General features: G+C 34.0%; 22 protein-coding genes. 12 read left to right on the forward strand and 10 right to left on the reverse strand.

Features of this window, described 5'->3' with window-relative positions:
* The first annotated feature begins 14 nt into the window (after positions 1-14).
* On the forward strand, positions 15-1,502 hold the full coding sequence (locus tag KA883_RS02395; protein WP_210139843.1) for an aldehyde dehydrogenase family protein: 1,488 nt from the start codon (positions 15-17) through the stop codon (positions 1,500-1,502).
* A 130-nt stretch (positions 1,503-1,632) separates the two neighbouring features.
* Here the strand turns inward: KA883_RS02395 and KA883_RS02400 are convergent, their stop codons facing one another.
* Positions 1,633-2,862 carry an NADH-dependent flavin oxidoreductase gene (locus KA883_RS02400; protein WP_046206594.1) on the reverse strand — a complete coding sequence of 410 codons (1,230 nt, stop codon included), beginning with the start codon at positions 2,860-2,862 and terminating at the stop codon, positions 1,633-1,635.
* 309 nt (positions 2,863-3,171) lie between these two features.
* Between KA883_RS02400 and KA883_RS02405 the strand changes: the two genes are divergently transcribed.
* From KA883_RS02405 to KA883_RS02435, 7 genes are all read left to right on the forward strand, one after another.
* Complete coding sequence (locus KA883_RS02405; RefSeq protein WP_046206595.1) at positions 3,172-4,176, forward strand: LLM class flavin-dependent oxidoreductase; 1,005 nt, start codon at positions 3,172-3,174, stop codon at positions 4,174-4,176.
* Positions 4,177-4,202: 26 nt separating this feature from the next.
* Entirely contained in the window at positions 4,203-4,535 is a 333-nt protein-coding gene (locus KA883_RS02410) for a glycine cleavage system H family protein (RefSeq protein WP_046206596.1), read from the forward strand.
* A 3-nt stretch (positions 4,536-4,538) separates the two neighbouring features.
* Positions 4,539-5,327 (forward strand): protein-ADP-ribose hydrolase, encoded by a 789-nt coding sequence (locus tag KA883_RS02415; RefSeq protein ID WP_210139844.1) that lies wholly within the window; start codon positions 4,539-4,541, stop codon positions 5,325-5,327.
* Positions 5,320-6,204: an SIR2 family NAD-dependent protein deacylase gene (locus KA883_RS02420; RefSeq protein ID WP_046206598.1), complete on the forward strand. Its 885-nt coding sequence runs from the start codon at positions 5,320-5,322 to the stop codon at positions 6,202-6,204. Before KA883_RS02415 ends, KA883_RS02420 begins: the two co-directional genes overlap by 8 nt.
* Before the next feature lie 9 nt (positions 6,205-6,213).
* Positions 6,214-7,236, forward strand: coding sequence for a lipoate--protein ligase (gene lplA / locus KA883_RS02425; protein ID WP_046206599.1), 1,023 nt, complete (start codon positions 6,214-6,216; stop codon positions 7,234-7,236).
* 306 nt (positions 7,237-7,542) lie between these two features.
* A complete protein-coding gene (locus KA883_RS02430) occupies positions 7,543-8,532 on the forward strand; it encodes a Gfo/Idh/MocA family protein (RefSeq protein WP_046206600.1) in 990 nt (329 codons plus the stop codon).
* 225 nt (positions 8,533-8,757) lie between these two features.
* Positions 8,758-9,978 carry a putative glycoside hydrolase gene (locus tag KA883_RS02435; RefSeq protein WP_046206601.1) on the forward strand — a complete coding sequence of 407 codons (1,221 nt, stop codon included), beginning with the start codon at positions 8,758-8,760 and terminating at the stop codon, positions 9,976-9,978.
* A gap of 103 nt (positions 9,979-10,081) precedes the next feature.
* Here the strand turns inward: KA883_RS02435 and larC are convergent, their stop codons facing one another.
* From larC to KA883_RS02465, 6 genes are read right to left on the reverse strand one after another with little or no spacing between them, the layout of a single operon-like run.
* A complete protein-coding gene (gene larC, locus KA883_RS02440; RefSeq protein ID WP_046206602.1) occupies positions 10,082-11,257 on the reverse strand; it encodes a nickel pincer cofactor biosynthesis protein LarC in 1,176 nt (391 codons plus the stop codon).
* Between the two features lie 17 nt (positions 11,258-11,274).
* Complete coding sequence (larB, locus tag KA883_RS02445; protein WP_046206603.1) at positions 11,275-12,033, reverse strand: nickel pincer cofactor biosynthesis protein LarB; 759 nt, start codon at positions 12,031-12,033, stop codon at positions 11,275-11,277.
* Positions 12,034-12,065: 32 nt separating this feature from the next.
* Positions 12,066-12,875, reverse strand: coding sequence for an ATP-dependent sacrificial sulfur transferase LarE (gene larE / locus KA883_RS02450; RefSeq protein WP_046206963.1), 810 nt, complete (start codon positions 12,873-12,875; stop codon positions 12,066-12,068).
* Positions 12,876-12,917: 42 nt separating this feature from the next.
* Positions 12,918-14,180, reverse strand: a complete 1,263-nt coding sequence (gene larA, locus KA883_RS02455) for a nickel-dependent lactate racemase (RefSeq protein WP_046206604.1) — start codon at positions 14,178-14,180, stop codon at positions 12,918-12,920.
* Positions 14,177-14,578 (reverse strand): 2-keto-3-deoxygluconate permease, encoded by a 402-nt coding sequence (locus KA883_RS02460; protein ID WP_268989452.1) that lies wholly within the window; start codon positions 14,576-14,578, stop codon positions 14,177-14,179. Before KA883_RS02460 ends, larA begins: the two co-directional genes overlap by 4 nt.
* Positions 14,579-14,615: 37 nt before the next feature.
* Entirely contained in the window at positions 14,616-15,746 is a 1,131-nt protein-coding gene (locus KA883_RS02465) for a glycerate kinase (RefSeq protein ID WP_046206605.1), read from the reverse strand.
* Between the two features lie 139 nt (positions 15,747-15,885).
* Here KA883_RS02465 and KA883_RS02470 point away from each other — a divergent pair, with 139 nt between their 5' ends.
* From KA883_RS02470 to KA883_RS02485, 4 genes are all read left to right on the forward strand, one after another.
* Positions 15,886-16,965: a CdaR family transcriptional regulator gene (locus tag KA883_RS02470; protein ID WP_046206606.1), complete on the forward strand. Its 1,080-nt coding sequence runs from the start codon at positions 15,886-15,888 to the stop codon at positions 16,963-16,965.
* Between the two features lie 396 nt (positions 16,966-17,361).
* Positions 17,362-19,998, forward strand: a complete 2,637-nt coding sequence (ppdK, locus tag KA883_RS02475) for a pyruvate, phosphate dikinase (protein ID WP_046206607.1) — start codon at positions 17,362-17,364, stop codon at positions 19,996-19,998.
* A complete protein-coding gene (locus KA883_RS02480) occupies positions 19,988-20,803 on the forward strand; it encodes a pyruvate, water dikinase regulatory protein (RefSeq protein WP_046206608.1) in 816 nt (271 codons plus the stop codon). The genes ppdK and KA883_RS02480 overlap by 11 nt, the downstream gene beginning before the upstream one ends.
* A 122-nt stretch (positions 20,804-20,925) precedes the next feature.
* Entirely contained in the window at positions 20,926-21,339 is a 414-nt protein-coding gene (locus KA883_RS02485) for a VOC family protein (protein WP_046206609.1), read from the forward strand.
* A gap of 287 nt (positions 21,340-21,626) precedes the next feature.
* Here KA883_RS02485 and KA883_RS02490 read toward each other — a convergent pair whose 3' ends face one another.
* Genes KA883_RS02490 through KA883_RS02500 form a run of 3 tightly spaced genes read right to left on the reverse strand, consistent with a single transcriptional unit; the run spans position 21,627 to position 22,846 of the window.
* Positions 21,627-22,136 carry a DUF3278 domain-containing protein gene (locus KA883_RS02490; protein WP_046206610.1) on the reverse strand — a complete coding sequence of 170 codons (510 nt, stop codon included), beginning with the start codon at positions 22,134-22,136 and terminating at the stop codon, positions 21,627-21,629.
* Between the two features lie 13 nt (positions 22,137-22,149).
* Positions 22,150-22,653 carry a hypothetical protein gene (locus KA883_RS02495; RefSeq protein WP_046206611.1) on the reverse strand — a complete coding sequence of 168 codons (504 nt, stop codon included), beginning with the start codon at positions 22,651-22,653 and terminating at the stop codon, positions 22,150-22,152.
* Positions 22,637-22,846 (reverse strand): helix-turn-helix transcriptional regulator, encoded by a 210-nt coding sequence (locus tag KA883_RS02500; RefSeq protein WP_046206612.1) that lies wholly within the window; start codon positions 22,844-22,846, stop codon positions 22,637-22,639. The genes KA883_RS02495 and KA883_RS02500 overlap by 17 nt, the downstream gene beginning before the upstream one ends.
* Between the last annotated feature and the right edge of the window lie 287 nt (positions 22,847-23,133).

Genomic DNA, 23,133 nt, shown 5'->3' on the forward strand with positions numbered 1-23,133 from the left:
AAGGAGAGATTGTCATGACAGTAAATATAAAAGATTATGTTGATGAGAATTACGGATTGTTAATTGATGGTGAATTTGTAAAAAGTAATAGTGGAGAAACATTAGAAGTTGTTAACCCAGCCACAGGGGAGATACTCTCAAATATTTCCAAAGCTGACGAAACGGATATCGACAAAGCTGCATCATCAGCTCAAAGCGCCTTCGAATCATGGAGTTTAACTTCTAAAACGGAGCGTGCGGATTTATTAAGAAAAATTAGTGAAAAATTGATGGCAAATAAAGATAAGCTTGCAACAGTGGAAACGTTGAATAATGGTAAACCGATTCGTGAAACCTCAACAATTGATATACCGTACGCTGCAAGACATTTTAACTATTTTGCAAGTGTTATTGAAACACATGAAGGTTCAGTGAATGATATTGATAAAGATACTATGAGTATCGTACGGCATGAACCTATTGGCGTTGTAGGTGCTGTAGTAGCTTGGAATTTCCCGATGCTCTTAGCAGCATGGAAAATTGCACCAGCCATTGCGGCAGGGAATACAATTGTTATTCAACCATCATCTTCAACGCCGTTAAGCTTATTAGAAGCAGGTAAGATTTTTCAAGAAGTATTGCCACAAGGTGTGGTTAATATCGTAACTGGTAAAGGTTCAGAATCAGGTAATGCTATTTTTAATCATGAAGGTGTAGATAAATTATCATTTACAGGTTCAACAGATGTCGGCTATCAAGTTGCTGATGCAGGTGCAAAACGTATTGTCCCTGCTACTTTAGAACTTGGTGGTAAAAGTGCAAATATTATTCTAGATGATGCAAATTTAGACTTAGCTGTTGAAGGTATCCAACTCGGTATATTATTTAATCAAGGTGAAGTATGTAGTGCAGGCTCACGTTTATTAGTCCAAGAAGGTATATACGACGCGTTAATTTCTAGATTAAAAGAGGCATTTTCAAATATTAAGGTTGGAGATCCATTAGATGCGCACACGCAAATGGGTAGCCAAACGAGCGATGAGCAGATGAATAAAATATTGTCTTATATTGATTATGCTGAACAATCTAATGCTGAGGTACTAACTGGAGGTAAACGTATTGTCGCAAATGGATTAGATAAAGGTTACTTTATAGAACCAACACTTATTGCGGTTAGCGATAATAATAATAAGTTGGCCCAAGAAGAAATCTTTGGTCCTGTTTTAACAGTAATCAAAGTAAAAGATGATCAAGAAGCGATTAAAATTGCTAATGATTCTGACTATGGCTTAGCGGGTGGCGTATTCTCACAAGATATTACACGCGCACTGAATATTGCTAAAGCAGTCAGAACAGGAAGAATTTGGATAAATACGTATAACCAAGTGCCGGAAGGTGCACCATTTGGTGGTTATAAAAAATCTGGTATTGGTCGTGAAACGTATAAAGAAGCATTGAGTAATTATCAACAAGTTAAAAATATATTTATCGATACAAGTAATGAATTAAAAGGCTTATATTAAGTGTTTTTCTATAAATTTTGTGAAAATGATGATAAAAAGCAGCCGCAAAAATTAGAACTCTAATTTTCGCGGCTGCTTTTTAAAACGGTACATATGCTTTAAGAATCATGGTTCTTATATCGTGGAAGTCTTAAGTCTCATTTTCATGATCTACTTCCTTATAATTTACTGCATCATAATTTGTTTCAAGTTTACGCAATTCATCTCGAGTTTCTTTCTTTAATCCTTCACCGTAATCCATCATTTTTACAATATCTTTAAAAGCAGCATAAGGAATTGCCAATTCATCTATATCTTCCAAGGTTATATGCAAATCAATGTCTTCTGGTCTTTGTTCTTTTAATTTGGTAACAAAGTCTGGTTCAGTTACAAATGGTGATGACATGCCCACCATATCTGCATTTTGTAAGGCGTCTAAAGCGCTATCCGGAGAATTAATCCCACCACTAGCAATGAGCGGAATGCGTCCGTTAAGATATTGATAAACGACTGCATTGACATATTCTCCGTTATATTTTCCTTCAGAACGTACTTTGTTTTGATAGATTTGACGTCCCCAACTTGCAATCGCTAAATATTGAATATTGGCAGTTTCTAGCACCCAGTCTAAGTGACGGTTAAACTCATCAACAGTGTAACCTACATCACTACCTCGTGTTTCTTCAGGCGTGGCACGGTAACCTAAAATAAATTGTGGGGGTGCTTCTTGATCAATAACATTCTGAACAGCTTTTAATATTTCTAATTCAAAGCGTGATCTATTCTCTAAATTTTGACTTCCGTATGCATCAGTCCTTAAATTTGAGAAAGTTGAGAAAAATGTTTGAATTAATAGGCGTTGTGCAGCTGAAATTTCAACACCGTCAAATCCAGCTTTAATTGCGCGTGAGGTTGCATCTGCGTATTGTTGTATTACGGATTTGATTTTGTCTGTAGTCATAGATAAAACTTCATGCTTAATTGGTGAATTTAAGGTCATTGCACTTGGTCCGTACACCTGACCAAAGTTTAAAATTGCTTGATTTGAAAAACGGCCAGCATGCGTAAGTTGTAGTATTGCTTTGTTTCCGTCTTGTTTCATGGCTTTGGCTAAAGTAGTTAAGCCAGGAATACAACTATCATCAGTAATGCTAAAACCATATTCAAATAATTGTCCATAAGGTTCAATATAAGCGGCGCCAGTAACTTGAAGTGGTGCTGAATGTGCACGACGTCGTGCATAGTTAATATCTGCCTCTGTGATATGTCCGTCCTGTGTAGAAGAATTAGTTGTCATTGGAGATAAAACAAAACGGTTGTTTAAGACAATACCATTTGGCAAAGTGAGTGGCTTTAATAAAGTATTGTAATTCATATTCATAATTATAACCTCTATCTTCGTTGTTATTATTAATTTTAAAGTAACACTTAAATATAAAAGGGTCAAAACTAGGAAAAGTAAAAAAATTTTTAAGCAAAATCTAACAAAAATTCTCTATATCCGTTATCCTATAAGGTGTAGACAATTTAAAGTGGACGTATCGTATGTTGAATGATGCAAAGTGTATTGTAGTACTGCGTTGCATTTATCTTAACTGAAAGTTATAAGATACTCAAATATACTCGCTTTAAGTGCAATCGTTAACAAAGCATATTGTATGATGTATGATTGGTGGAGGTGGTAGTTCACGTGGTTCAATTTAATGTGTTAGATTACGCTGTGATTGATGAAGGCAAATCTGCCGAAGAAGCTTTACAAGATACTGTTCATTTAGCACAATTAGCTGACAAACTCGGCTATAAACGATTTTGGCTAACAGAACATCATAATGTACCAGCATTTGCATGTAGTAGTCCTGAATTATTAATGATGCAAATACTGAATAAAACACAGAACATTGCTCTGGGGTCTGGTGGGGTGATGTTACCTCATTACAGCCCGTATAAAGTTGCCGAAAACTTTCGTATGTTAGCAGCACTTCATCCTGAACGTGTCGATTTAGGTATAGGCAATAATGCAGGTACTGCTCAAGTGAAAGCAGCGATGAATGAAACAAAATCACATTTTTTAGACTACGGGCAGTCTATTGAAGATGTGAGACATTATTTAACAGAGCAACAGACGCAGCAACGTCATCATCGCGTTGTAGCACAACCAAGTACGACATTTATTCCAAGTATGTGGTTGCTCAGTACCAGTGTAGCATCAGCTAAAAAGGCAGGTGCTCAAGGTATGGGGTACACATTAGGTACTTTTCTATTACCTAATGCGAAAGCAATAGATAAAGCAAAAGATAGTGTGAAAATGTATAGAGACGCATTTCAACCATCGTCATTAAATATGGTGCCATCTGTGATGATTACTGTCTTTATTGCATTGGCTGATTCAGCAGAAGAAGCGGAAACTTTAGCCCAAAGTTTAGATATATGGTTATTAGGCAAGGAACAATTTGCTGAGTTTGAGCGTATGCCCTCTCCTGAAACAGCACGATCTTATCATTGTACAGAGAAAGATGAGCGACAAATCGCTCAAAGTCGTGCACGTATCATTGTAGGCACAAAAGAAAGTGCGAAGCCACAAATCGATCGTATGATTCAAGATTTTAATGCAGATGAAGTCATGGTGGTACCTTTGATACCGAGTATTGAAGCACGTTGTCGAGCTGTTGAATTGCTTGCAGAAATATATTTATAAAATATTAATGAAGGGAAGTATTTATGATGAAAAAATTAGCGAATTATTTATGGGTAGAAAAAGTAGGAGCACAATATGTTTATAGTATGACACCAGAGTTACAAGACGATATAGGTACCGTTGGTTACGTGGAATTTATAGGGGACGATGAAGTAAAAGTAGATGATGAAATCGTAAGTATTGAAGCTTCTAAAACAGTCTTAGATGTTCAATCTCCATTAGCTGGTACAATTGTAGAACGAAATACAAAAGCAGAAGATGAACCAACAATTTTGAATTCAGAAAAACCTGAAGAGAACTGGTTAGTTAAATTAGAAAATGTTGATGAAGCAGCATTTAACGCTCTACCAGAGGCATAATATATGCAACAACAAGAACGCTTAGCTTATTTAATTGAATATTTATGGCGTGAAGCACACGGTGAAGCAACTTTAAATTTGCCAGAAGATGAAGCAACGCGTTGGGAAATGTATAGAGAGCTAACAAATGTAAGAGCACCTCAACCCATTGCTGACACTTATTTAGACGTGCAAGATGCATATTTACAAGCGATGAATCGTCAACATGTTACGCATATTGATACATTGTCGCCAATGATTGGTGGCGATGTATTTTTATGGCAAGGAGATATCACTCAACTCAAAGTAGATGGGATTGTGAATGCAGCAAACAGTCAATTACTAGGTTGTTTTGAAGCCAATCATAATTGTATTGATAACATCATTCATACTAAAGCCGGGGTACAGCTACGTTTGGCATGTCATGAAATCATGGAAGCACAAGGGAAAAAAGAAGGTATAGGAAAAGCTAAAATAACATCAGGATATAATTTGCCAGCCCAATATGTAATTCATACAGTAGGGCCGCAAGTTCGCAAATTGCCAGTATCTGAGATGAATAAAGATTTGTTGGCGCGCGCATATCGAAGTTGTTTAGAAATTGCAAAACAACATTCACTAAAAAGTATAGCGTTTTGCTGTATTTCTACAGGTGTGTTTGGCTTCCCACAAGCAGAAGCTGCAAAAATAGCCATTAACACCGTATTAAATTATAAAAAAGAGTATCATTTGGATGATATAAAGATAGTTTTTAATGTGTTCACTGATACCGATGCACAATTATACAAGGAGGAGCTAAAACGTTATGACTGAACCAACATGGCGTGTCATGTCAGCAAATCAAAGTTGCCAATCTGACGTATTAGCACAAGCTATAGATGAAGCGGATGCAATAGTTGTTGGCATAGGGGCAGGTATGTCTGCATCAGATGGGTTTACGTATATAGGAAAAAGATTTACTCAAAATTTTCCGGATTTCATAGAAAAATACGGATTTTTTGATATGTTACAAGCAAGTCTGCATACATTTGAAAGTTGGCAAGAATACTGGGCATTTCAAAGTAGATTTGTTGCATTGAATTATTTAGATCAACCAGTAGGTGCATCTTATGTTGCGCTAAAAGAAATACTAAAAAACAAAGCGCATCATATTATTACTACTAATGCAGATAATGCGTTTGCAGTAGCAGGATATGATTTGAACAAAGTGTTTCATATTCAAGGTGAATATATCCTATGGCAGTGTAGTCAACATTGTCATCCCCAAACCTACCGAGACGATGAGGCAATCCGTCAAATGATTCAAGCGCAATCAAATATGGAAGTACCGCGTGAACTCGTGCCACACTGCCCTAAGTGTGATGCACCTATGGAAATTAATAAGCGAAAAGCACAAGTCGGTATGGTAGAAGATGCAGATTTTGAGGCACAATTATCTCGTTACAATCAGTTTCTTGAAAATCATAAGACAGGCAAAGTCTTATATTTAGAAATTGGTATTGGCTATACTACACCGCAATTTGTGAAGCATCCTTTTCAACGTATGACAAGGCAAAATCCTGATGCATTATTTATGACATTAAATAAAAAAGCATATAGAATTCCTCAAAACATACGCGAAAGAACGATACATTTAACGGATGATATTTCGACATTAATTTTAGAAGCAAATAATAAATTAACAAAGTAGGAGAAAACTATGTATTTAATTGAACCGATTCGTAACGGTGAATATATAACAGATGGTGCAGTTAATACTGCAATGCAAGTCTATGTTAGTCAAAATATATTTTTAGATGATGATATTTTATTACCTTATTATTGTGATCCAAAAGTGGAAATAGGTCGTTTTCAAAACACAGCAGTAGAGATTAACCAAGATTATGTAGATGAAAACGGTATACAAGTGATGCGTCGTGAAACAGGAGGTGGCGCAGTTTATGTGGATCGTGGTGCTGTGAATATGTGCTGTCTTTTACAGAATGATCATTCGATATATGGTGATTTTCAAAAGTTTTATGAGCCAGCAATTAAGGCGTTACATAATTTAGGTGCTACCGAAGTCATTCAAAGTGGACGTAATGATTTAGAGATTAATGGAAAGAAAATTTCTGGCGCTGCTATGACTTTAATCAATGGACGTATCTATGGAGGTTACTCACTTTTATTAGATGTTGATTACGAAGCAATGATTAAAGTTTTAAAGCCGAATCGTAAAAAAATTGAATCTAAAGGAATTAAATCTGTTAGATCGAGAGTTGGAGCTATTCGCGAACATTTAGCAAATGAATATCAAAATATTACAATACATGAGTTTAAAGACTTAATGATTAAACAATTATTGGGCTTAGACGATATCAATGACGTTAAACGTTATGAATTAAGTGAAGCGGACTGGCGTGCGATAGATGAAATGGTGACAAATAAATATAAGAATTGGGAATGGAACTATGGACGTTCCCCGCGCTATGAATATAATAGAGATGCGAAATTAGCGGCAGGTACCATTGATATTACACTAGCTGTTGAACATGGTCGTATCAAGGCATGTCGTATTTATGGTGATTTTTTTGGTCAAGGTGATATTAGAGAAGTTGAAAAGCAACTTATCGGTGTTCGAGTTGTTAAAGCAGATTTGTTTGAAGCTTTAAGTAAAATGGATATTCCTTACTATTTCGGTAAAACGTCAGCAGAAGAACTTGTTGATTTAATTTTAAGTTAATACTAAAAGGACACATTAGCTGTAAGCAATGTAGCAGTACATGACTTATATACGAGCAGTTATTTCTTGGGAAATAGCACAAAAAAAGGATTAAAGAGTTGTTAGCTAAACATATAAAATTGTCGTGATAATGATAGAAAAGATGATGAAATGAACAAATAAACTGTGACGTATTATGTTTTATAAGGTTGGATAGGTAAATGTCACAGCCATTAATATCGTTATAGATGATTTAATTTTATGATTCAAAAATTGTAGATATTTCATTATAGACAATAAATTTTTATGATAAAAAAGGGGAAATTTATGAATATAGGTATAGTTGGAGCCGGAAAAATTGTAAAAGAAGCATTGCCAGTGATGTCAGAGATACCAGAAATTCATATACAAAGCATAGTGACTACTGGACGTAATCCTGAGAATGTAGCTCAATTGCAAAAGCAATTTGATATTAAACAAGTCTTTGAAGATTTTCAAGCGTTTATAGAAGATGAAAAGATAGACACTGTTTATTTGGCTGTTCCCAATCATCTTCATTTTGATTACGCACGTAAAGCTATAGCAAAAAATAAGCATGTGATTTGTGAAAAACCTTTTACATTAACCACAGAGGAGCTTACCATACTTAAAGATTTAGCAGAGCAACAAAAGGTGATTATTATTGAAGCGATTACCAATTTGTATTTAAGTAATTATGATGTACTTAAGCAAAGTATACCAGAAATTGGAAATTGCAAAATTGCTCAGTTCAACTATTCACAGTATTCCTCAAGATTTGATGATTTTAAAAATGACATTATTCAACCCGCATTTGATCCGAGTAAGGGTGGCGGTGCATTAATGGATATTAATGTTTACAATGTTCATTTAGCAGTAGGCTTATTTGGTAAACCTAATAAAGTGACATACTTTGCAAATATTGAAAAAAATATCGATACTTCTGGTATCTTACAATTAGAATATGAAGAGATGAAAGTAGTTTGTATTGGGGCTAAAGATTCTAGTTCTGATAATCAATCTTATATTCAAGGAGATAAAGCAACAATCAATCTTAAAGGTCCTACAAATGAGTTGAATGCATTCGAATTAAAATATCACACTGGTGGTACACAGTATTATCAGGTGAACGCACACAAGCATCGAATGTACGAAGAATTTGTGAAAATTGAAAAAGTAATTCGGGAACAAAACATTATATTTGCAACAAGACAATTAGAGCATAGTATTCATGTACTAGATGTGTTAGAGCAAGCATTAGCGAGTGCCAATTTAAGTATTGGGCCTTCAATTAAGTAAAAGTTGAGCACAACTGAATTGATAATATTAAAAATAATAGCTTAAAAGACAGAAATAAGTCGTCAATCCTGTAATTGATAACTATTTCTGTCTTTTTTTATAAATAAAAGTTCGGAATTTACGTTGTTTAAAATATTAAAATGATATAATATGTGTAGTGTAATACTTATTTGTGATTTAAATGTTTTTGTCTTTGAATTGATTAAGGGAGAGGGAGATAATTCAATGAAGGTATGGAAATTTATAGTGATATTATTTGTGACCGTATTAATGATGTCAGCTTGTAACAGTGGTTCTAACAATGAGAAAGAAACAAATGAAGGTAAAGAAAGTTCAAACAAATCAAAAAAGCATACATATAGTGATGTTGATTATCCAAAAGATGGTGTGAAAGGTATCTATGTAACACCGGATTCAGCAAAAGGGGAAAATTTTGAAGAACTTATACAATTTATAAATGAAACTGAATTAAATGCCATGGTAATTGACGTTAAAGATGATGAAGGAAATATAACGATGGACTTTAAAAGTGACAATAAATTGATTAGCAGCAATACAGTGAATCGTGTTGACGTAAAAAAAGTCATAAAAGCAATGGAAAAAAACAATATTTATCCAATTGCACGTATTGTTACATTTAAAGATTCTAGATTGTCTGAAGAAAAACCTGATTGGTCATTTAAAACGTCTGATGGTAATGTTTGGGAAAGTGAAGGCGGGGATAGTTTTTTAAATCCTTTTAATGATAAAGTATGGAAATATAATATTGCAGTTGCAAAAGAAGCGGCTAAAGCAGGATTTAAAGAAGTTCAATTTGACTATGTTCGATTTCCTGAAGGATTTGAAAACAAAGATAAATCACTACAATATTCAAATGGAAAGTATAAAAATAGTGATTTAAACCATGTTGAGCAACGTGTAGATACGATTACTAATTTTTTGAAAACTGCACGTAAAGATTTAAAATCATATGATGTTCAAACATCTGCGGATGTTTTTGGTTACGCAGCTACGGTTAAAGAAACACCAGGTATTGGGCAAAGCTTCCCTAAAATCGCCAAAAATGTAGATGTCATTTCATCGATGATTTATCCTTCTCATTGGAGCCCAGGAGATTTTGGATTAGAAGCGCCAGATACAGAACCATATAAAACAGTGGATCGTTATCTTGATAAAGAAAAAGAAGCACTGCAAGGTATCGACCCTAAAAAGGTTAAATCTCGTCCATGGCTTCAAGATTTTACAGCCTCTTATTTAGGAGAAGGGCAGTATAAATCCTATGACAAAGCGGAAGTAACTGCACAAGTACAAGCGTTAAAAGATCATAATATTCATGAATTTTTATTATGGGATGCTTCTGCTGACTATACGAAAGGCGCCGATTACAATCCATCAAAATACACCAATCCGGATGCTCAAAAGCCAGAAAACGCTAAAAGTAATTAAACATATTAACTACTAAGATGAAGTAAGCCTATAACTGAAATTTATAGAATTTCAGTTATAGGCTTATTCTATTAGTACTTATGTGGCATAAGGTTTAAGAAATTCAGTCAAATTGTATATGTTTTTGAATCTCTTGATTAATATGATTGTATACATGTAAGAATGGTTTATTTGCTTGAATTGCAGCGTTTCTCACATCTTCAAATTCTGGTTTTGCCTTAATTATTTTTCCATTTAACATGGCTGTTTTTACTAAAATCGCTCCATAATTTGTATGAATTGTTTCGAATTGTCTATGGAGTACTTTACGATTAACCGTGTAACTTCTAATTCCTAATGTAGATGTATTTTTTAAAACATAGTCTTCGAAAAATTGTGCATTTTCTAATTTACAAATGACTGTGATTTGAGTGGCTGGTCTGCTTTTTTTCATGGTGATAGGTGTGAAGTATGCATCTAATGCACCATCTTCTAAAACTTGTTCAAGAAAGTAACTTAACATCTCAGCAGACATGTCATCTATCTGACTTTCTATTACTTGGACTTGTGTTGGTGTATTGTCTTTAGTTTTAAATTGAATTGCTCTTAAAATGTTTGGAAAATCAAAGTCTTTGGTGCCACTTCCATAACCAATTTCTTCTATTGTGACAGAAGGTAAAGGACCAATTTTAGATGCTAATGCTTTAATAAAAGCTGCTCCGGTTGGCGTCGTTAATTCGCTATTAATATCAAAAGAAGCAAGCGGTATACCTTTTAAAATTTCTGCCGTTGCTGGTGCAGGCACAGGATATAATCCATGAGCGATATTTATTTTACCTCCACCTGTTGGAATTGGGGAAGCGTGTAACTCATCAATTTTCAAATTTTCTAAAGCAAGGCAACCGCCGATAATATCGATAATGGAATCCATAGCGCCTACTTCATGAAAATGTACTTCTTCAACGGACATCCCATGAATTTTAGCTTCTGCGTGAGCAATCGTATCAAAGACTTTTTGGCTTCGTACTTTAACTCTTGCGGGTAAATCACTATCCTGTATCATTTTTGTAATATCAGAAGCTGTTCTATGGTGTGTTGTTTCACTAAAATCAATATCTAGTTGTTTGGCTTGAATACCTTGCTTGGTTTGATTAGAAAAGTGCAATTTAAAATCATTAAGTGGCAACTTTTGTAAATGAGATTCAATGTAAGCTATATTTGCACCTAAGTCTACTAGAGAAGATAGCAACATGTCACCTGCAATACCCGCATGGCAATCTAAATATATTGTATTCGTCATATCATTCACTCCATCCCTTAATGTTGTTCCAACATATTGACAATCATAGCAGCGTTATAACCACCGCCAAAGCCATTATCAATATTAAGTACACTAGAACCAGGTGCACATGAATTGATCATTGATAATAATGTAGTGATACCATCTAGATTTGCACCATAACCAATACTTGTTGGTACGGCATAGACAGGATGGTCAACCAAGCCAGCAACTACACTTGCTAACGCGCCTTCCATGCCAGCTATTACTACAGATACATTGCAATTGCGAATATCATCAATATGAGCGAAAAGACGGTGGATACCAGAAACTCCAACATCGTAAAATCTTTTTACTGAGATTCCCATTACTTCTGCTGTTATAGCAGCTTCTTCCGCTACAGGAAGGTCAGACGTACCTGCACAAATAATAGCAGCTTGACGTTGTGTCTTGGTAATATGCTCTAAAGATGTACAAACGATTTGTGCTGTTGCATGATGTACCAATTGAGGATATGTTTCACAAATAAAATGGGCTTTTTCATTATTAACACGAGTAATTAAAATTGTTTCTTCGTGTAATATTAATGAGTGAATGATTTTCACTAGTTGTTGCTCAGTTTTACCTTCGCCAAATATTACTTCTGGAAATCCTTGTCGCTTTCTACGATGTAGGTCGATTTTTGCAAAACCTAATTCATCATATTGACTTAATTCTGATTTAGCCTCAGATATTGATAATTGATCTGATTTTACTGCTTGCAATAATGATTCGATGGAATCATATTTATCTGTCATAGTTAAACCACCTTTATACTATAGCGTTAAAATTAAGATTGTATGACCTCATTCATACTACCAGTGCGATAGCCTTCTAAATCAATTGTGACATAGTCAAAGCCAAGCTCTTTAAGTCGTAGTGAAATTTGGTCTTTATGTTGAATTATCGTAACAATATCTGTTTCATCAACTTCGATACGTGCTATGTTGTCGTGATAACGTACTCTCACGTTATTAATATCTAAATCTAAAATGAATTTTTCAGCTTCATTAACTTTATTAACTTTGTTGAAACTAAGTGGTTCACCATAAGGGATACGAGAAGCTAAGCTACAAAGTGCAGGCTTATCCCAAACCGGTAAGCCATTTGATTTGCTTAGTTCTCGTACTTCATCTTTATAAAGTTCAACTTCTTGTAAAACGCTTCTCACCCCGTATTCAGATCTCGCTTTAAGACCTGGTCGGAAATCTGAAATATCGTCCATAATCATGCCGTCTAACACATAATTGAATCCAAATGTTTTTCTTAATGCTTCTAGTTTTGCGTATAATAAACATTTGCTGTAATACCAACTGTCGGGTGTGTTTTTTATGATGTGTGGGTCTTTTAATTCTGCTATTTCCGTCTCTACGATATCTGCATTTAACGTGTTTCCAAGTTCTATAGCCTGATTAAATTCTTCGTTTCTAAATAATTCTGATTTAACTATCACTGCTTTTACATTATTGGTACCTAATACATCAATTGCTTTTTTCAGAACTAAGCTACTATCGACACCGCCTGAAAAAGCAATAACTACTGTCTCCATTTCTTTTAAAAGCATTTCAAGTTTAAATTCTTTATTCTGTAATTTAGTCATCATTTAAATTTCCTCCTTAAATATTTTTGGACGTATTGAAAATTATGATTCTACATACGGTATGGTAAGTGGGCCGAGTGGCATAACGCCAATAGTCATGTCTTTCCCATATTGTCGTTCTAAAGTTTTTAATGTTGCTTCAATATTTGAAACAGGATGTAACATAGCATCTTTTGCTTGTTGATCAGTTAATTTGGAATATAAATACACATTGGCAAAAGTTTGAATCACAGCTTGTTTTTGAACTTGCCACTGATCTAGCATGGCGAAGTTTGGATCATTAATCATTTTGACAAGTGCTTCTGGGGTGTCTGCCATTTTCAGTATTTCTGCATAATTACCATGATTTGGAAAACCATCGCTGCATTCAGATAACATGATAATACTGCCGCCTTCTTTAACCACTTTATGAGCAGCACTCATTCCTTTAACTGTTTGATATAAATTTTGGTCAAGTGGATAACCAGAATTAGATGCGATAACGACGTCAAAGCGATGGTCACATTTGAACATAGCGTGTTTTTTAGCATAAGCACATCCCAAATCATGTGCTTTATACAGTTCTCCAGCAAAGACTTCTGTAATTTCTTTTTCTTTGTTCAATGTTACATTGAGCATAAAGTCAGGTTTGCACATGGCATTAATTTCTCGAGTCATATCTTGTACTGGATTGTCTGTCATATTCCCCCAAGTAGAACGAATATCACCGATCATTTTGGCATTGTGAAATGTCATAATCGTTTCTATACCTGCAATACCAGGCATGATTCCTTTTGGTCCTCCTGAAAATCCAGCAAAGAAATGTGGTTCTATAAAGCCAGTTACAATTTTGAAATCAGAATCTACATAATCTTTGTTTAAATAAACATCACAGCCGTATTTACTATGGCCAACTTTTTTTAAAGTTTGCTTATCATTACAATGATTATGTACAATTCTAATATTGTTTACGATATCTTCACCTAACATTTGTATCAATTCATCTTTAGTTTGATCTCGATGTGTACCAGTACCATTAATGATAACAATATTTTCTAAAGGTACATGTGCAAGGCATTCTATAATAAGAGGTACAAGTATATGATTGGGTGTAGGGCGCGTGATATCACTAATAACGATTGAAACAGTCTGATTGGATTTTACTAAATCTTCCAGCGGATCCGAATTTATAGGATTCTTTAATGCATCACGTATGGCTTGTTTATCATTTTCGAGTGCAGGTATAGGTGTTGGCTCTATTAAGACGCAGTTTTCAGGTAATTCTATATTAAGGTTTGACTTTCCATATAATATTTCTGTATTCAAGGTCGATCTTCCTCCTTATATGAAGCGCTTTCATAAAAATGTGATTTTATTTCCGCATTAGGATGTATTTGGGTCGATTGAGTAACATATTCCTTTGTTCCATATATTCCTTTACTTTTTTGATACCTATCAATCAATATGACTGCTATTGGACATAATATTGCTGTAGTAATAGCCGAAATTGAAATTTGTGCTGTGGCGATAGGTGCTACTTTCTCAATCATAGCATACTCACTTTGACTCAGATTACCATTTGCGAGCGCCGTAGAAGCAGCAGCAACTACTGCAGCAGGTGTAGATACTGCGTTACCTGCTGTAGATGATTCAGAAATTGGTGCAATTACACTCTTTTCTTTAAATATTTTAAAGGCAATGATACCAGTAAATGCGGTACAAATAAAGGTTAATTCTCATAACTAACATCCCCTTAATATGTTATTGGTTATGGAAAAATGTTTTTACAATATTCTTGGTTGTTTGTTTTATCAATTTTTCCGACTTTGAAAATGTTTCTTCTAATGACATAGGTCCATTACTTAAACTAAATGCGCTGAGTATACCACTGTCTTTTAAGTCTTTTTCATCTACTTCTACTGATCCTCCTATAAAAATAACTGGTACATTATACTTTTTAGCACATTTTGCAATGCCAATTGGTGCTTTACCATAAAAAGATTGCTGATCGATTTTTCCTTCTCCAGTAAGGATTAAGTCTGCTTGCTTTAAGTATTTCTCAAATTGTATATATTCCATAACTACCTGGATACCTTCTTTAAAGTAACTTGGGAAAAATGCTTTGAAAGCACCTCCTAAACCACCTGCTGCGCCAGCACCAGGTAAATCGTGTAGCCTTATGCCTGTAGTGTGTTCAACTAGATTAGCCCAATGAGTGAGGTTATCATCGAGTTGATGCATATTTTGTGCAGATGCACCTTTTTGTTTCCCAAAAATAAATGATGCGCCATTAGGTCCTACTAATGGATTTTGAACATCAGTCGCTATAATAAAATTACAATAAGCGATTCGAGGATCAAAATTCGATAAGTCAATTTGAGCTAAATTTTGTAGTTCTCCACCTCCAAAATGTATTGAATGATTTTGGTTATTCTTTAAATCTGCTCCTAAAGCTTGCAACATACCTGCGCCAGCGTCATTTGTAGCTGAACCACCAATCGCCAGGATGAAATTTTGATATCCGTGATTCAAAGCATGTAAAATTAATTCGCCTGTACCATACGTTGTCGTATATAAAGGGTTTAATTCGTCTTGATCTAAATGCTTTAATCCTGAAGCTTCTGCCATTTCAATGACACAAGTATGATTATCTAAAATACCGTATTGAGCTGTTACTTTGTCACCAAGTGGTCCGGTTACACTGACTGTAGTAAACGAACCATTTGTTGCATTTATTAATGCTTCCATTGTTCCTTCGCCACCATCACCGATGGGTAAATCATGAATGGTAGATTCAGGGAAAACTTCTAATATAGAATCTTTCATATACTTGGTTACTTCGCTTGCCTTCATACTTCCTTTAAATGAATCAGGTGCTAATATGATTTCCATTGTGAATTTCTCCTTTATAAGAAAGCGTTTTCTAAAATGTATTGTTCTAAGTTTAACGATTTTACTATTTTGGAAAAAGGGTTAAACTATACAAAAATAATATTTTAAATTTGTATATAAATAACAAGTGGTGAGATAAATGGATATATTGACTGAAGAAATGGCAACGTTAATCGTTAATGAAACAGCTAAAAGAACCAAAACTAACATTAATATTATGAATTTTAATGGAGTAATTATTGCGTCTTTCGATAAAAGACGTATCGGTACGCTACACGAAGGTGCTATAGAAGTGTTGAAACAAGAAAAAACCGTGGTAATTAACCAGAAAGACAGTTTACATCTTAAAGGTACGCAGGCAGGTATTAACTTACCTATTATTTTTCAAGATAATATAGTAGGTGTTATCGGTATTACAGGTAATCCTAGTCAAATTACACATGTAGCAGATTTAGTTAAAATGTCTACAGAATTGTTAATTTATCAGAATTATTTTACATATGAATTGGAAGGGCAAATACGGAGTCAAGAATTATTTATAGAGGAGTTGTTAAAAAGTGAATCATCAAAATCCTTTATTCAATATTTAATGAAACAACTCAATATCGATTTATTAACCTATAGAAAATGTATTATTATCGATATTGAAAAGCAGATTTTTTCTAGAAATAGCATTGTACGTTCATTAACGAGTAGGATAGACGCCCGTTCATTTACAATTGCATTTACGAATTATAACCGTATTGTTATTCTTGCTACTGCTCAGTCAGTGCAAGCTTTAGATAATAAAATCAATCATATATATCAAATATTTCAAAACTTAGAGCTTAACGTTCAAATGGCTTCAAGTCTTATGTTTAAAAGATTAAAAGATTTTAAAAATGCATATGAAGAGTGTGAGTTAGTGTTTATGTTGGCTGAAAATGAAAAGGTTGTAACCTCATTTGAAGATATAGAAGAAAAAACACTTTTATATCAAATTGATAAGAACATAAGAGAACGATTTAAAAAAAGAATATTAAGTGATGTGGGTCAACAGAGTATCGATACACTAAAAAGTTTCTTTGAAAATGATTTAAATATAACGCAAACTGCTAAAAAATTGTATATCCATAGAAATACTTTATTGTATAGGTTAGAAAAATGTGAAAAAGAAACAGGATTAAACCCAAAAAAATACTCTGATGCTGTTAAATTACAGATTGCAATATGGTGTTAGCGACGAAAGCAATAAAATCACTTCATTAGAAAGTTTAGTAAGAATAATAAAAAGGTTAGACACATAAAAAAACACTTTGAAGCAATCAAAGATCAATCATACATGTAATAGATGAGCTGCTAGCATGCAACGACATACAAATTTTAAAAATAATAGCAGTCTAAACGGATAATCATTTTAATATTTTAATTATGTCATACGATAAAAAATAAAAAGTCTTAAGCAATACGATGAACTCGTGTTGCTTAAGGCTTTTTATATGCTTTTTTTAGCTCAGTAGGTTACGAAAGTGAATGATAAAGAGCAACCGTTAAAATTTTGGTTGTTTTTTATAAAGTAATATGACATACTCTATAATAATTAGTATGACATATTAAAAATTTGAGGTGAATCAGTATGACAAAATATATTTATGCATTTGATGAAGGCAATAAAGCCATGAAAGATTTATTAGGAGGTAAGGGAGCTAATTTAGCTGAAATGAAACGGTTAGGGTTACCTGTGCCGGACGGTTTTACGCTTACTACAAAGGCGTGTATTGAGTATTTAAAGCAAGGCGCTCACCTTTCAGATGAATTAGTTGGACAATTACATGAACAATTAGAAGCATTTTCACAACGCACTCAAAAATCATTTTCTTCTAAAGAATCCTTATTATTAGTTTCTGTAAGAAGTGGCGCAAAAATTTCCATGCCAGGCATGATGGATACCATTTTAAACTTGGGGTTGAATGATTTTAATGTTAAAACATTAGCAGAAAAAACAGATGATGCACGTTTTGCATATGACTGTTACCGTAGATTATTACAAATGTTTGGCGAAGTCGTATACGGCATACCGATGACTTCATTCGATACATATTTTAATCAATATAAAGCACAACACAATTACCAAAATGATGCAGATATTCCAGCTGAAGGATTAGAAGAAATATGTGATCATTTTAAAAGTGTTTATTTGGAAGAAGTTTATAAACCATTCCCACAGGAGCCAATTGTACAATTAACAGAAGCAATTGAAGCAGTTTTTAAATCATGGGACAATGATCGCGCACGTGTATATCGTCAATTAAATGAAATACCACACGATATTGGCACTGCAGTTAATATTCAGGAGATGGTTTTTGGTAATAGTGGTGCACAAAGTGGGACAGGTGTTGCATTTACGCGTAATCCAGTAACTGGTGAAGCAAAATTGTTTGGTGAATATTTGTTGAATGCTCAAGGAGAAGATGTTGTCGCTGGTATTAGAACGCCAAAAGATATCAGCACATTAAAAGCACAAATGCCTCATGTTCATCAACAGTTTTTAGAAGTTTCTCAACAATTAGAAAAACACTATAAAGATATGCAAGATATTGAATTTACTATTGAAAATGAGCAACTATATGTCTTACAAACACGCAGTGGTAAACGAACTGCTAATGCAGCCATTCATATTGCAGTAGATTTAGTCGAAGAAGGTATTATTTCTAAAAATGAAGCAGTTATGAATGTAGAAGTAAAATCAATTGAGCAATTATTACATCCTAATTTTGATGATAAAGCACTTGAGAGAGCTACAGCTGTTTCGAAAATGGGACTTCCTGCTAGTCCGGGTGCAGCGAGTGGTGAAATCGTGTTTTCTGCTGAAACTGCAAAATTCAAAGCTGAACAGGGATATAAAGTAATATTGATGAGACCTGAAACCTCACCTGAAGATATTGAAGGTATGGTTGCAAGTGAAGCGATAGTTACCACACATGGTGGTATGACTTCCCATGCTGCAGTTGTAGCTAGAGGAATGGGTAAATGTTGTGTGACAGGATGTTCAGACGTTGAAATTAATGTTAAGGATAAAAAAGTAACATATCCTAACGGAACATTAAACGAAGGGGACATTATCTCAGTTGATGGCGCTAAAGGTGATATTTATTTAGGAGAAGTTGAAACGATTAAAGCTGAGAGAAGTAAGGCTTTTGAACAATTTATGCAATGGTCAGAAGAAATTGCAAGATTAGATGTTCGCATGAATGCAGAAACATCACAAGATATTCAAGCTGGCTACCAATTTGGTGCGAAAGGTATTGGTTTAGTTCGTACTGAGCATATGTTTTTTGGCCCTGAACGTTTGATTGAAATGAGACGTTTCATTTTATCTGATACACAAGATAAAAGAGTGAATGCTTTAAATAAAATTAAACAATATCAAAAAGAAGATTTTGAAACGATATTAAAGTTATCTGGAGAACGTCCGACGATTATCCGTTTATTAGATCCACCTTTACATGAATTTTCACCTAACTCAACAGAGGAAAAAAATAGTGTGGCAAGCCAACTCAACGTGTCTGTTGCAGAGTTAGACCATTATATAGAAAGTTTAAATGAAGTTAATCCAATGTTAGGGCATCGTGGGTGTCGCTTGGCGATTACTTACCCTGAACTTTATATTATGCAAGCAGAAGCTATTATGGAAAGTGCATTGAAACTTAAAAAGCAGGGCATTGATTGTCAACCTGAGATTATGATTCCGCTCGTATCAACTGTTTCAGAATTCACAACATTAAAGACACAAGTTGTTGAATGCATTGAAGCCTTACAATCTGAAATGGGAGTAAGTGTTCACTATATGATTGGAACGATGATTGAAACACCAAGAGCATGTCTAATCGCTGGAGATTTAGCACGAGAATGTGATTTCTTTAGTTTTGGCACAAATGATTTAACACAATTAACGTTTGGTTTCTCACGTGATGATGCTGGTAAATTTATTAGCGCTTATTCAGAGCAAGGCATATTAACAATAGACCCATTCCAAACACTTGATATAGATGGCGTTGGACAATTAATTAAGCAAGCGACAGAGCAAGCAAAAGCCACAAATCCAACGATAAAAATTGGCGTATGTGGAGAATTAGGCGGTGACCACAAATCAATTCAATACTTTAATCAACTAGATTTGGATTATGTATCATGTTCTCCATTTAGAGTGCCAGGAGCCTTATTATCAACAGCTCAAAGTGAAGTCGAAGGCGGTAGATTACGTGTTAAATGATAATGATAGAACACAGTTAACGCTATTCGTTGTATCTGATTCTATAGGTGAGACAGCACAGCGAATGATTCATGCGACCTTAACACAATTTCCAGATGTCACGCGTATAGAAATTAAAAAATTTCCTTTTATCAAAAATCAAGATGAATTACTCAATGTGCTTTCTTTGGCTAAGGCGCGTGGTGCAGTCGTTATAACGACTTTAGTTAATCCAGAATTTAACATAAAAGGTCAGGCATATGCTCAAGCGCAACAAATTCCATATGTTGATTATATGTCTGATTTAATTAGCATTATTCAAGAACATACGAATTGTTCACCCATCTTAGAAAGTGGTGCTTTGCGCAAGTTAGATGACAACTATTTTAAAAGAATTGAGGCAATGGAATATTCTGTGAAATATGATGACGGTAAACATTTTACGGATATAGGAGAAGCTGATGCTTTGATTTTAGGTGTTTCTCGAACGTCAAAGACGCCTTTAAGTATGTATTTAGCAAACAAAGGTTATAAAATCGCTAATATCCCTTTAGTTCCAGAAGTGGATATTCCAGATGAGGTCTTTAGAAATAAAAATTTAAAGGTATTTGGTTTGACTGCGAGTCCTACCTATATCTTAAATATTCGTACTGAACGCGTGAAAGTATTAGGTTTACATGGACCTACAGATTATAATAGTGTCGATAGAATTAAAGAAGAACTAATGTATGCCGAAGAAATATTTGCTAAATTAAATGCTACAGTTATTAATACGGAATTCAAATCGATTGAAGAATCAGCATTTTATATTGAAAAGTTTTTATAAAGATGAAAAATTGTAATTACCTATGTGTGTTTCAAATCTAGATATCAAACTTGAATTGTCTAAATTTATGTTAAAAGGGTATGTTTGATAATAGAAAACGATATTTAAAAAGAGGGGATACTATGTTGAAATCGACAGTGCCGTATTTGTTTTTTAACGGTCAATGTAAAGACGCTTTGGCATTTTATAGTCAGGTGTTGAACGGAGAGATTAAAGATACAATGACGTACGGTGAAGCGAATGAAAGTGTTGCAGATGATCCTAATCGTATCATTCATGCCCAATTAGAAGTTGATGGTAACTTATTCATGCTGTCAGATATACCTAAAGATGATGATACAATGCTACAAGATAGAAATGTATATATTGTTTTAGAATTTGATAGTGAAGCGGCAGTCGAAGAAGCTTATGAACAATTGAAAGATGAAGGCAATGTTCAAATGGAGCTAGATACTATGTTTTGGGGAGCGAAATATGCCAAGTTGATTGATAAATATGATATCGGTTGGGATTTAAGTTACACATATCCACAATAACTTAAACTGCAATTGGAATAGAAATATTCACGCACATGTATCTTAATCTGTTCAAACATAAAAAGATGTTTATTAAGGTATAACAGTATATAATTAAAATAAATGCATTTTCATTTTTGAAGATAGCACCTCAAGTTGCATTGCTATTTACTGCGATAACTTGAGGGCTGTACTTTCGAATGGATTTGCATTTTTTATTTTAAATGGCACGTCGTACTTTATCTATTAAAATAACTAAGAATTGAAAGCAGCGTTTTTCACGCTGCTTTCAACATAAAATTAGGCCTTCATTTTTTATAAGTACGAATGATTTTGGATTTGGCTATCATATATATGATCAATCCTGTAATCATGGCAATGGTTGCAGTCGTTGGGATTTGAGAACTTAAAGCTGTGATTTTAGGAAGTTCTTGGTGTGTCACAAAGGGAATAAGGTAATTATTGATGTTGAAAATTATAAACATAATAAATGCAAATAGGATACTGCCGTTACGTGCTTTTTTGATATGTTTTTGGTATTCATCTTTAGAATCGACATCAAATAGGTCTACTTTTTTATTGTGAAGTGCGCGTGTGAGTAAGATTGAAGCCACCATCAATCCAATCAATGCAATGATACTAACAAATGGTATTTGTTGAAAATACATAGAGATAAAACAATCTAGTGCGGAAATCATCAATGTTCCCCAAAATATCCAGACATATAGTTTGGCATAGAGATTTAATAATACTTGCCGTTCATATTCATCAGTAAATCTATAGTTTGGAATTAAGCGAAGTGTTTTTTCATTATTCAAGATGATTGGCCTCCTATTCTATTAATTTTATGCGCGAATCTTTGTTAACTGTAAAGATGACAATGAATATAAAGGGTATATAGGTACTTATATTTAATAAATAACTAAAATTCATTGGATTTCCTGCAAGTAGTGGTGCGGTGATTGTTGCAGTCCCTAACATATAAATTAGGGCTATAACCAAGAAAATAATCCTTTTATTTCGTGTTTCTTTTAGTAGTTTATAATATGTATGTCGCTGATGTACTTCAATTTCAATAGCATCTGCACCGAGACGATTCATGCTCATTCTACAGAATAGAATAATAATTAACAGGGCACCACCAACGGTAAATGGTGATAAAAATTCTCGCTCTATATCAAGGAAAATAGATAAATAAACAAGGGCAAGTAACGTATATAAAGCAATAATTGAAATTTTTGCTAATGTTTTATCAATTTCATGTCGTTGATATTCATCAGGTGTATCAATTAAACCGGCGAAGTTTTGATATAACCATTTATCTCTTTTCTTCATCGTTATGATCCTCCCAAAATAAATCGTTTAATGTAACATTTAATGATTGTGCAATATTGATACATAAATTTAATGATGGATTGTATTTATCATTTTCAATCATATTAATCGTTTGTCGTGAAACGCCTACGGAACGTGCAAGCGCAAGTTGAGATATTTGTTGTTGACTGCGAAAGTATTTAACTTTATTCAATTTAAATCATCACTTCTTTCTGATGTGTCAAATATATATGACATAACTTTTTTCGTCAAGATAATATAAAAAGTAATAAATCTTTATATATTAAATAAAGCGCGATATATAAAATGTTTCTAAAAACAAGCGGGGTAGAAATCATTTGATAAAATTTGATTTCTACCCCGTTTGGGATTGTATGTGATAGTTCAGCGTTGAATGTGTCATACCTTGGCAACAACATCACACCGTATTCATTTGGCGTTATTTTTAAGAAGGTTAATGACCATTTTGATGATGGCTTT

Source organism: Staphylococcus sp. GDY8P54P (genome assembly GCF_017892645.1).
Taxonomy (GTDB): Bacteria; Bacillota; Bacilli; order Staphylococcales; family Staphylococcaceae; genus Staphylococcus; species Staphylococcus ureilyticus.

What these genes read in the sequence shown, in the direction of transcription:
- KA883_RS02395 (WP_210139843.1), top strand. Translation starts at nt 15, where the DNA reads ATGACAGTAAATATAAAAGATTATGTTGATGAGAATTACGGATTGTTA.
- KA883_RS02400 (WP_046206594.1), bottom strand. Translation starts at nt 2,862, where the DNA reads ATGAATATGAATTACAATACTTTATTAAAGCCACTCACTTTGCCAAAT.
- KA883_RS02410 (WP_046206596.1), top strand. Translation starts at nt 4,203, where the DNA reads ATGAAAAAATTAGCGAATTATTTATGGGTAGAAAAAGTAGGAGCACAA.
- KA883_RS02415 (WP_210139844.1), top strand. Translation starts at nt 4,539, where the DNA reads ATGCAACAACAAGAACGCTTAGCTTATTTAATTGAATATTTATGGCGT.
- KA883_RS02420 (WP_046206598.1), top strand. Translation starts at nt 5,320, where the DNA reads ATGACTGAACCAACATGGCGTGTCATGTCAGCAAATCAAAGTTGCCAA.
- lplA (WP_046206599.1), top strand. Translation starts at nt 6,214, where the DNA reads ATGTATTTAATTGAACCGATTCGTAACGGTGAATATATAACAGATGGT.
- KA883_RS02430 (WP_046206600.1), top strand. Translation starts at nt 7,543, where the DNA reads ATGAATATAGGTATAGTTGGAGCCGGAAAAATTGTAAAAGAAGCATTG.
- KA883_RS02435 (WP_046206601.1), top strand. Translation starts at nt 8,758, where the DNA reads ATGAAGGTATGGAAATTTATAGTGATATTATTTGTGACCGTATTAATG.
- larC (WP_046206602.1), bottom strand. Translation starts at nt 11,257, where the DNA reads ATGACGAATACAATATATTTAGATTGCCATGCGGGTATTGCAGGTGAC.
- larB (WP_046206603.1), bottom strand. Translation starts at nt 12,033, where the DNA reads ATGACAGATAAATATGATTCCATCGAATCATTATTGCAAGCAGTAAAA.
- larE (WP_046206963.1), bottom strand. Translation starts at nt 12,875, where the DNA reads ATGACTAAATTACAGAATAAAGAATTTAAACTTGAAATGCTTTTAAAA.
- KA883_RS02465 (WP_046206605.1), bottom strand. Translation starts at nt 15,746, where the DNA reads ATGGAAATCATATTAGCACCTGATTCATTTAAAGGAAGTATGAAGGCA.
- KA883_RS02470 (WP_046206606.1), top strand. Translation starts at nt 15,886, where the DNA reads ATGGATATATTGACTGAAGAAATGGCAACGTTAATCGTTAATGAAACA.
- ppdK (WP_046206607.1), top strand. Translation starts at nt 17,362, where the DNA reads ATGACAAAATATATTTATGCATTTGATGAAGGCAATAAAGCCATGAAA.
- KA883_RS02485 (WP_046206609.1), top strand. Translation starts at nt 20,926, where the DNA reads ATGTTGAAATCGACAGTGCCGTATTTGTTTTTTAACGGTCAATGTAAA.
- KA883_RS02495 (WP_046206611.1), bottom strand. Translation starts at nt 22,653, where the DNA reads ATGAAGAAAAGAGATAAATGGTTATATCAAAACTTCGCCGGTTTAATT.